Below are 7,330 nucleotides of genomic sequence, written 5' to 3'. Positions count from 1 at the left end.
GGATGCGGCCAGACCAAGGTACCGTGCTTGAAAATTACCGATCAGGCAGGTAGCACGGAATGGATGACCGATTCCCATGCGATTGTCACGTATCTGCGTGGGCGTTTTGCCAACGCTTGATGATCGCCAGTGTGCCGATCACCAGCAACTTGACCTTGATCGAGTGGTCCCGCAAGATTGAACCACACTGCTAACCCATCCGGAAGCTCGCGCTAGCCCTGGCGATCAGCCGCTCGCCGCAGACCACGCGGCAGTCCACGAATGCCAGTGTGCGCCCCACCTTCAGCAAGGTGGGCTGAAATTCGAGACAGTCACCCACTCGCGCGACGTCAATGAAGTCCACCGCCAGCGAAACCGTCACAGCGCTGACCTTCTCCGTGCCTTCGTGTGTGCGGGCTTGGCGCACGGCCGAGTAACCCATCGCATTGTCAGCCAGCGCAGAGATCAGGCCGCCGTGGGCGAAGCCGCGCGAATTACAGTGGGCTTCACGAATTTCCAATGCCAGCTGAATGGCATTTGGGGTCTCACGCGCGAACAACGGTTCCCAGGGGGCGGTCAGTGGGCTGTGACGGGTGTGTTGCCGGTAGCCGACGGGCATCATGGTGCGCCTCCCATGTCGATGTTGCGCGTGGTGCCCAAAAGCGTGGCGCACAGCGTTTCCTCGCCGTTGTGCACCGCAAACACGTCGGCAGCACATACCGTGAGCAGTCGTGACTGGCTTATAACTCGACCCCGAGCCACCAAGTGGCTGCCCCGCGCAGGGGCTACCAGTTTCAATGATGCGTCGATAGTGGCGTTGATGAACCCCGTAGGCAACAGCGTGCCAGCTGCGGCGACGGCGGCAAAGTCAGCGGCGGCGAAAACAGCGGTCGCCTGTAGTTGCCCAGGGCGAAAGCACCAAGCCTCTTGCACCGGGATCTCCAGCTCGACATCGCCTGGTTCGACGCGGCGAAACGCGAGTTTCAGCGTTTGCGCCATCGGCATAGCGAGCACGGCGCGGCGCACCTGTTCAGGCATGGGGATTGTTGCAGTCATGATTTTGTCTTTCGTGGTTTGGGCCAAGGTGAAGGTGATTTGTCTTGCTCACGCGCGTCGAATTGGTGCTTGCGTTTTTCCATCCATGCAATGTGCGACGCCAATTTCTTGCGCAAAGCGCGCTGCGCGGCGATTTGCACATCGACTTCGACAATGCGACTCTGCATGCGTTCAACCATTTGATCGAAAGTGAGGGTGCCCGCCCGGTAACTCGGCAGGGTCTCGCTCAAGTCTTTCAGCGAGAAGCCCAGGTCGCGGCCCATGGCGATGAAAATCACCTCGCGCACCGTGCGTTCGGCAAACTCGCGGTAGCCCGCCGCGCTGCGTTCGGCGCGGACCAGCCCCAGTTCTTCATAGCGCCGTAGCCGGTGCGCCGAGACCCCAGTGCGTTGCGCGAGTTCAGAGACTTTCATGAAAACGACTATAGCAAGCTTCGCATAATGCGAAGCTTGGGACGAGCGTTAACTACGGCAGATTCGCTGGCGATGATGTCGTTTCACACCGGCTTTCAGCCAGTGCTGCAAGGTTCGGAGTATCTTGACGAGCGGGAGGTCAACTGGATCGCGTTGCAGGGGGTGTTTCTTTCGCTAACCATCAGCGAAACACATAGGCAACCAGCGCGGATCTTCTTGGGCACGGAGCCAATATTCACCTTTGGTCAATCGCACGACGGCGAACACACGGGCGCGGCCCAACCAAGACTCAAAGAAATTGGCACTCCATCGCAGGGATAGCGAGTGCGCTGGCGGGGATGGTAAATCGAGCTGCAACCCGCATGGATGCTGTGTTCTTCTATACAGCAATTGAAACCTACCAGCATAAATACCATCAATAGTGAATGTGTCTACCTTGTTGGGGATTTGACACGCCCGCCACCAGCCCCAAAAAAAACCCCAGCACAAGGGCCGGGGCTTGAACCCTTTTTGCTGTCACACATCAAGGCCCGCTCAGGGAGGTGAAGCGGGAGGCTTGCGCCTGTTGGGAGGCTACCGCACTACGCCAGGTGGTTGCTGGCCAGCCGTTGCAGATACTCCCCCATGTCGCGCACCAATCATCGGGGAAATGCGCACCTATTTGCGCGGAAATTCGGCTTTATTCGTTCGGAAATTGTTTCGAAACGCGCAGCAGCATTTCAGAGAGAACCGCGCCAGCATTGGGGTGCAGGCCGCCCGGTGTTCAGAAACCGTTCGGCTATTGTTCGGATTTATGCGCGGATATTCCAGAGCCGTTGCGCACAAAAAAGCCCCAATGAAGGGGCTGGCCATGTACTGGGCTAAAAATTCAGCCCTTCGCATCAGTGCACGGTCCAATTTTGGACAGTGTTCGTTTCGGGCTTGTCTTTGCGTCCGGGTTGCGGGCTAGGCCGGGGCAAAACTGGATTAGGTCGATGCCATGTGTGCCGACTGCTTTTCTTGGGTTTGAAGAAGCTGGGCCAGCGCATACCTGTATGAATGCGCTATGCGCTCTGCGAATTCGACGTTTTCGCGTGCGCATTCGACGTTTTCGCGTGCCGCGGCAATTGCCTTTTTTGCATGTTCGCTGTTGTGTCGCAGACTGCGCATTTCGTCCCGCTTCATCCAAAGAAGTGCAATCTCTTTTGGATGGCGACCGCGAGTGCATGTTTGTTGTACCGCTGCGGCAAATATTGTCGGAAATGCGAAGATTTGGGCGGTATCAGACATGGGACACCTCCAGGCTGCGCACGCGCTCAATAAGCAGACTCACGGAGTCATGCAAATTGGTGAGAACCATGGAAGGAATGTCGTCGCGCAAGCCGTTCATGGCGTAGACGATGGCTCCCAATTCTTCGGGCACATTGCCATTCAAAACTAACTCTCCGGCCATGCCAACGAGTGTTTCACGATGCAACATGGCATAGGAAATCTTTGAAAACAAATCGCCAATGGTCTTTTCGAATTGGTCGGCGGTAGGTGCGTTTGCCTCTGCAAAGGTCGTTGCGTTAGACATGAGCCACCTCCTCATCGTTCAGCATCAGTTCGAGTTTGTCGCAGCCCATGTCGGGTTCTCCAAGCGCCGACATGATGATGCTCGATAGTCGCTTGCAACGGCGAAGCAAAGCGCGGTGCGGAAGGTTGTCGGGGTCGAGACTCATATGGTCGTGCACCAGTTCCGAGATGCCATCGATTTCCCAGGATGCCTGCAACGCGATGTATGCCCTGTCTGCCGGAATGGGTTTATCCATGGGACACCCCGCCCCGCTGGTGGTTTCGCTGGCTTTGCGCTCGGCATCCATTCGGCATCGCCGAGCCTCGTCCACGTAGTTGCACCCCACGCCCTCCGCTTCTGCGCGGATGCAGTTATCTGCGTCCATGGCCTTACCCCAAATGGCACTTAGGACGGTGGCCAGGCTTTCGATGTTGGCATATGCCTGCGGGGTTTCCAGCGAGGCAAGGGCCAGCCTGGCGAAGGTCGATATTTCAGTGAATGCGCTTTGCGACATGCTGTGCATTTCAGTGACCGCAACGCGCAGTTGCTCGGTTGTTGGGGTGGTGGCGCTCATGCTGTCACCCCACTGATAGAAGACTCAGCGCAGGCGTGTTTGAGCATTGCAGCGGCCCGCACGGCCTTCACGGTGGCCGCATGGATGTGCCTTGGTGCTACGTCCTGCCGAATGTGCCAGAGCGCAAGGCTCAAAGCGTTTTCAATGGCCTGTTGCCGGGCTATGGGGGATGTGATGCCCATGGTGGGCGTGGTGGTGGTGACCGTGGTCATGGTTTCGGCTCCTTGTTGAGACTGAAAACCCGCCTTCTGACTGGCTAGGCCATAAGGTGGGGCTGGGTATATCCACACAAAACAAGTTGTGCTGCCAGCCTTACGGTTTGGCACTCCCAACCCCAAAACCAAAGTGTTAGGACGTGAAAAAACCTCGCTGTCGGGGAGGTTGCCCGCTTGTTTTGTGGTGTGGATAGCACCGGAACGAACTGTAGCACAACCCGACACCGGGATTCCGGAATCGGGTTTGTAACAATGTTTTCTCAGTGCTGACGTCGTGCCGCCCGATACTCCCCCTGTCATTGCTCCAGGTGCGAACCAAATGCGCAGTTATTGCGGCGGAATCGTTCAGGAATTGTTGCGATATAAACCGGCCTTGTTTCCCTCTGTCATTGGGGAAAGTTCAAATAAGGTGTTGCGTTATCGTTCGGATAAATGCGCAGAAATTGCGAAATTAATTGCGGGGTTTCTTGACCGCCACGACAAGGGCAGTCATAAAAAACTGCTTTGGTGGTCGGTTATTGGCCGGGTGCTAGAGACTCAGTTCTCGGTCTCAAATCTGACCCATAGGTCATCAATTTTTGCTTGGTTGTCGCCTTGCCTCTTGTCATAGTTAAATTTCCGCTCTTGGGTCTGAGGTTGAATTCCATTCAGGGCAGATATGCCTGCAATGTAGTGCTCTTTTAGGGCAGATTTTGCCGGTGGCTTTTTTATCAGTTTAGAAAAGGAGTCGTATTCTTTTTTAATACTCACCCGTCCGTCATCAATGCATGATTGAGTCTCTTGCCTACCACCTGCTTGCGCCTCTATAAATGCAAAGGTGCACATCGACAAAGCAAACGAAATAGCCCCCTGATATTTTTCGGATGGTGTCCTTTTATCTGCATCGGCGTGTGAAATTACCGGGAGCGCGATAAGCGCATAAATAAATAATTTAGCTAGATTTGTTTTCATCGCCTATCCCTTTGGTTAAGTAATTCCAACGACTTACCGGCCTTCTCGGCTCTGTATGCTTAAGTATCGTCCGTTTAGGATTCGAAAAAAAGCTAATCAAAAAAACCCAGCTTGTCGGGCTGGGGCTGGCGTTACCCAGTAACAGGCATCAATGCAATATCGGCACCGCTTCAATACAGCCCTCAAACACGGCGCGGCTGGATTCCCTGCTGGCATAGGCCATGAACCACAGCACGGCATCGGGCACCAGACGCACGGCGCGGGCTTCCATGGCTTCGATGGGTTCGCCAGCCAGGCGCGACACCTTGCGGCCCATGCTGTGGCACCCAATCACGTCGCTGTCATGCTTGGGTATGGCGTCCTTTGTTGCGGGGGTAACGCACAGCCAGATAACGCGGGGTGCGTCAGGGGTTGCGACTTGCTCCAGCTTTGCCAGCCTTGCGCTCAGTGATTTCATAGTAGGCATTGCTCCAGAAACTCAGAATAGCGCAGTACCTCGCGGCCCCGCTTGCGAAGGCGTGCAAGCTCACTATCTGGCGTGTCATCAGGCACCACATCGGGCAGTCGCTTTGCTTGGTCACTGTCGGTCGCTTCCAATGCCTCAAGGCGGCGGGTAAGTGCGTTCATCCTAAAAACCTCGCGTTATTTTCTGGTGTTTCCAGTTCAGCCACAAACCCACGGGCGCGGGCATGGGCAAGCTCTGCCAGTTCATCAGGGCCACGCAACACCAACAAGGGCAGGCGCGTACAGCCGGGCATTAGTGGCACGGCGTATGGGCTTCTCGGTTGCGTTGCGGATTCCAGCGCCAGCAATCGAGCGTCAAGGCGGGTTTTAAGCGTTGCCATGTTGGGCCTCCAGTGCAGCAATGCGGGCGGCCAGTTCGTCGACCTCGCTGATTTTGGCCAGCGTGCCCAATGCGGCTATCAGTTGCGCGGCCTGTCCAGGTGCAAGGTCGCCAGCGGCGGCAGCATTCAGCACGGCGGTTGCTTTGGCGGTCAGTGTCCCAGCGTTGGGCAGTTGCAGCGCTACGGCCTGCTCTACCCCCTTCAGCGGAGCAATGGCACGCTCCAGCAGCAGGCGGGCGGCGCCTACATCGCCTTCAAGTGCTTTTCTCATCATGGCGGCCAGTAGCTCGGGCACATGGGCGGCGATGCCGGCGCGAAGCTTGGACACTTCACCCACACCGGGCGGGCGTCCGGCTGGGTTGCCACTCTGTCCAGGCTTCCATGAGCCCCGTTTTTTCTTTGGTTCTGTCATTTTGATTTTTTCCTGTTCAATCAGTGAAGCGGTCGCAGGTCAGCAGCATGGGCACATCAATCACATCGGCGTCTGTTACGTGTTGTTGATTCCCTCGCACCTTCGCGCAAACTTTGGCAAGGGCTCGCAGCGCGGCCAACTCGGCTCTCCGCGCTGGGGTCAGGCGCTCCCCGGCTTCACTGGCTGCTGCTCTAACCCGGCACGCCTCAAGGTAGCCAGGGTCACAGGGATGAAAGCCGCTCCTGTCGTATGCCTCTTTTACGGCTTTATCAAAGCGTCGTTTTGCAGCCCCGATTTCAAGGCGGCGGGCATGGGCGGTATGCCAACGCAGACAGGCGGCGAGAATTTCGCGGTCATTCATTCGGTTTGTCCTTTGTGTTGTTGACAGTTGGCACAGATAACCAGCCCACGCGGCACCCTGTCGCCATCCATAAGCCCCACAGCGTCACGTCCAGGCGGTGTATGCAGGTCTGGCAGGTCATATCCGTGGTCATGCCATCGACCCGCCATACTGCTGCGACCGTCCAATGCCAGCAGCGATTCGGCGCTCGGAGCCTGCGACGGCTTGGCGGACCATGCTGACGCTGGCGACGTCGCCCACAGTGAAGTATTGATTGACGACGATGGGCTGAACAGGGGCGGTATTGCCGGATGCCTTGACGCCCAGCTTGCCAGACGAGTCGCGGGTCAATGGCATGACCGCTTCATCACCTGCCTCGCCCATGACGCCTAGACCGAAGCTGCCACCGTTGGCAAAGGCGAACGGCGTGGGTTGAGACACGATGGAGTTTGTGAACGCGCCGCCGTCCGCGAAGGCATGGACGCTGCTGGAGCCGAATGCGTTGCCGTCAGCGGAGAACAGTGCCATCAGGCCTTTGCCAATGGTTGAGCTTGTAAATTGCTTTGCCATGGAATCGGCAATGCTATTTACCAGGCTGGCTTCTACAGCTTTGCCTAGAGCATTTCCGAATGACTCAATCGGGTTTTGGCTTCCGTTGAATGCCGCGGTAATGGCGCTTTTCAGGCCGCCTTCGACAGTCTTGCTTAGGTCTGAAGACATTTGAGCGGCTTCGCCAACCTGCCCAGCTTTTGCAAGGTCTCGCAATAACTGTGCTTGCTTTCGATACTCTTCGCTCAATAGGTTTGATTTTTCAAAAAGTTCTAGCGTTGACGCTACATCGTCTTTTTGTGCTGCCTGGTCATACAGGCGTGACGCAGTAAGTTCGGCAATCTGCTCTTTTGTTTTACCAATAGCCGCATTGTGTTCAAGTTGTTTTTCGAGCTGCTTGGAGATGCCTTCTGTTTGCTGCTCAACGACCTTTAAACTTTGGTTCTTCATCGATTTCACTGT

Annotated in this window: 13 protein-coding genes and 1 pseudogene; all 14 read right to left on the bottom strand. The window is 56.3% G+C overall.

The annotated features are described in order from the left end of the window. Nucleotides 1-190: 190 nt before the first annotated feature. A complete protein-coding gene (locus B3V69_RS12460; protein WP_296447000.1) occupies nucleotides 191-601 on the bottom strand; it encodes a PaaI family thioesterase in 411 nt (136 codons plus the stop codon). Beyond that, complete coding sequence (locus B3V69_RS12455; RefSeq protein ID WP_296446998.1) at nucleotides 598-1,035, bottom strand: PaaI family thioesterase; 438 nt, start codon at nucleotides 1,033-1,035, stop codon at nucleotides 598-600. The genes B3V69_RS12460 and B3V69_RS12455 overlap by 4 nt, the downstream gene beginning before the upstream one ends. Beyond that, complete coding sequence (locus B3V69_RS12450) at nucleotides 1,032-1,448, bottom strand: MerR family transcriptional regulator (protein ID WP_296446996.1); 417 nt, start codon at nucleotides 1,446-1,448, stop codon at nucleotides 1,032-1,034. Before B3V69_RS12450 ends, B3V69_RS12455 begins: the two co-directional genes overlap by 4 nt. Nucleotides 1,449-2,414: 966 nt before the next feature. Then, nucleotides 2,415-2,717 carry a hypothetical protein gene (locus tag B3V69_RS12445; protein WP_296446994.1) on the bottom strand — a complete coding sequence of 101 codons (303 nt, stop codon included), beginning with the start codon at nucleotides 2,715-2,717 and terminating at the stop codon, nucleotides 2,415-2,417. Next, entirely contained in the window at nucleotides 2,710-3,003 is a 294-nt protein-coding gene (locus B3V69_RS12440) for a hypothetical protein (RefSeq protein WP_296446992.1), read from the bottom strand. Before B3V69_RS12440 ends, B3V69_RS12445 begins: the two co-directional genes overlap by 8 nt. Then, on the bottom strand, nucleotides 2,996-3,556 hold the full coding sequence (locus B3V69_RS12435; protein ID WP_296446990.1) for a hypothetical protein: 561 nt from the start codon (nucleotides 3,554-3,556) through the stop codon (nucleotides 2,996-2,998). The genes B3V69_RS12440 and B3V69_RS12435 overlap by 8 nt, the downstream gene beginning before the upstream one ends. Further along, nucleotides 3,553-3,768, bottom strand: a complete 216-nt coding sequence (locus B3V69_RS12430) for a hypothetical protein (RefSeq protein ID WP_296446988.1) — start codon at nucleotides 3,766-3,768, stop codon at nucleotides 3,553-3,555. The genes B3V69_RS12435 and B3V69_RS12430 overlap by 4 nt, the downstream gene beginning before the upstream one ends. 540 nt (nucleotides 3,769-4,308) lie before the next feature. Then, nucleotides 4,309-4,722: a hypothetical protein gene (locus B3V69_RS12425; RefSeq protein ID WP_296446986.1), complete on the bottom strand. Its 414-nt coding sequence runs from the start codon at nucleotides 4,720-4,722 to the stop codon at nucleotides 4,309-4,311. A gap of 148 nt (nucleotides 4,723-4,870) precedes the next feature. Then, complete coding sequence (locus B3V69_RS12420; protein ID WP_296446984.1) at nucleotides 4,871-5,179, bottom strand: hypothetical protein; 309 nt, start codon at nucleotides 5,177-5,179, stop codon at nucleotides 4,871-4,873. Continuing rightward, the gene (locus tag B3V69_RS12415) at nucleotides 5,176-5,349 is read right to left on the bottom strand and encodes a hypothetical protein (RefSeq protein ID WP_296446983.1); all 174 of its coding nucleotides are present in this window, start codon (nucleotides 5,347-5,349) and stop codon (nucleotides 5,176-5,178) included. The genes B3V69_RS12420 and B3V69_RS12415 overlap by 4 nt, the downstream gene beginning before the upstream one ends. Beyond that, nucleotides 5,346-5,567: a hypothetical protein gene (locus B3V69_RS12410; RefSeq protein ID WP_296446981.1), complete on the bottom strand. Its 222-nt coding sequence runs from the start codon at nucleotides 5,565-5,567 to the stop codon at nucleotides 5,346-5,348. Before B3V69_RS12410 ends, B3V69_RS12415 begins: the two co-directional genes overlap by 4 nt. Continuing rightward, nucleotides 5,554-5,979 (bottom strand): DUF5681 domain-containing protein, encoded by a 426-nt coding sequence (locus B3V69_RS12405; protein ID WP_296446979.1) that lies wholly within the window; start codon nucleotides 5,977-5,979, stop codon nucleotides 5,554-5,556. The genes B3V69_RS12410 and B3V69_RS12405 overlap by 14 nt, the downstream gene beginning before the upstream one ends. Nucleotides 5,980-5,995: 16 nt before the next feature. Next, on the bottom strand, nucleotides 5,996-6,340 hold the full coding sequence (locus B3V69_RS12400; protein WP_296446977.1) for a hypothetical protein: 345 nt from the start codon (nucleotides 6,338-6,340) through the stop codon (nucleotides 5,996-5,998). Between the two features lie 129 nt (nucleotides 6,341-6,469). Beyond that, nucleotides 6,470-7,330: pseudogene (locus tag B3V69_RS12395) on the bottom strand (hypothetical protein); the annotation flags it as partial.

It is taken from the genome of Rhodoferax sp. UBA5149, from assembly GCF_002413825.1.
Classification (GTDB): Bacteria; Pseudomonadota; Gammaproteobacteria; order Burkholderiales; family Burkholderiaceae_C; genus Rhodoferax.
This window is presented reverse-complemented; position numbering and strand designations above follow the sequence as displayed.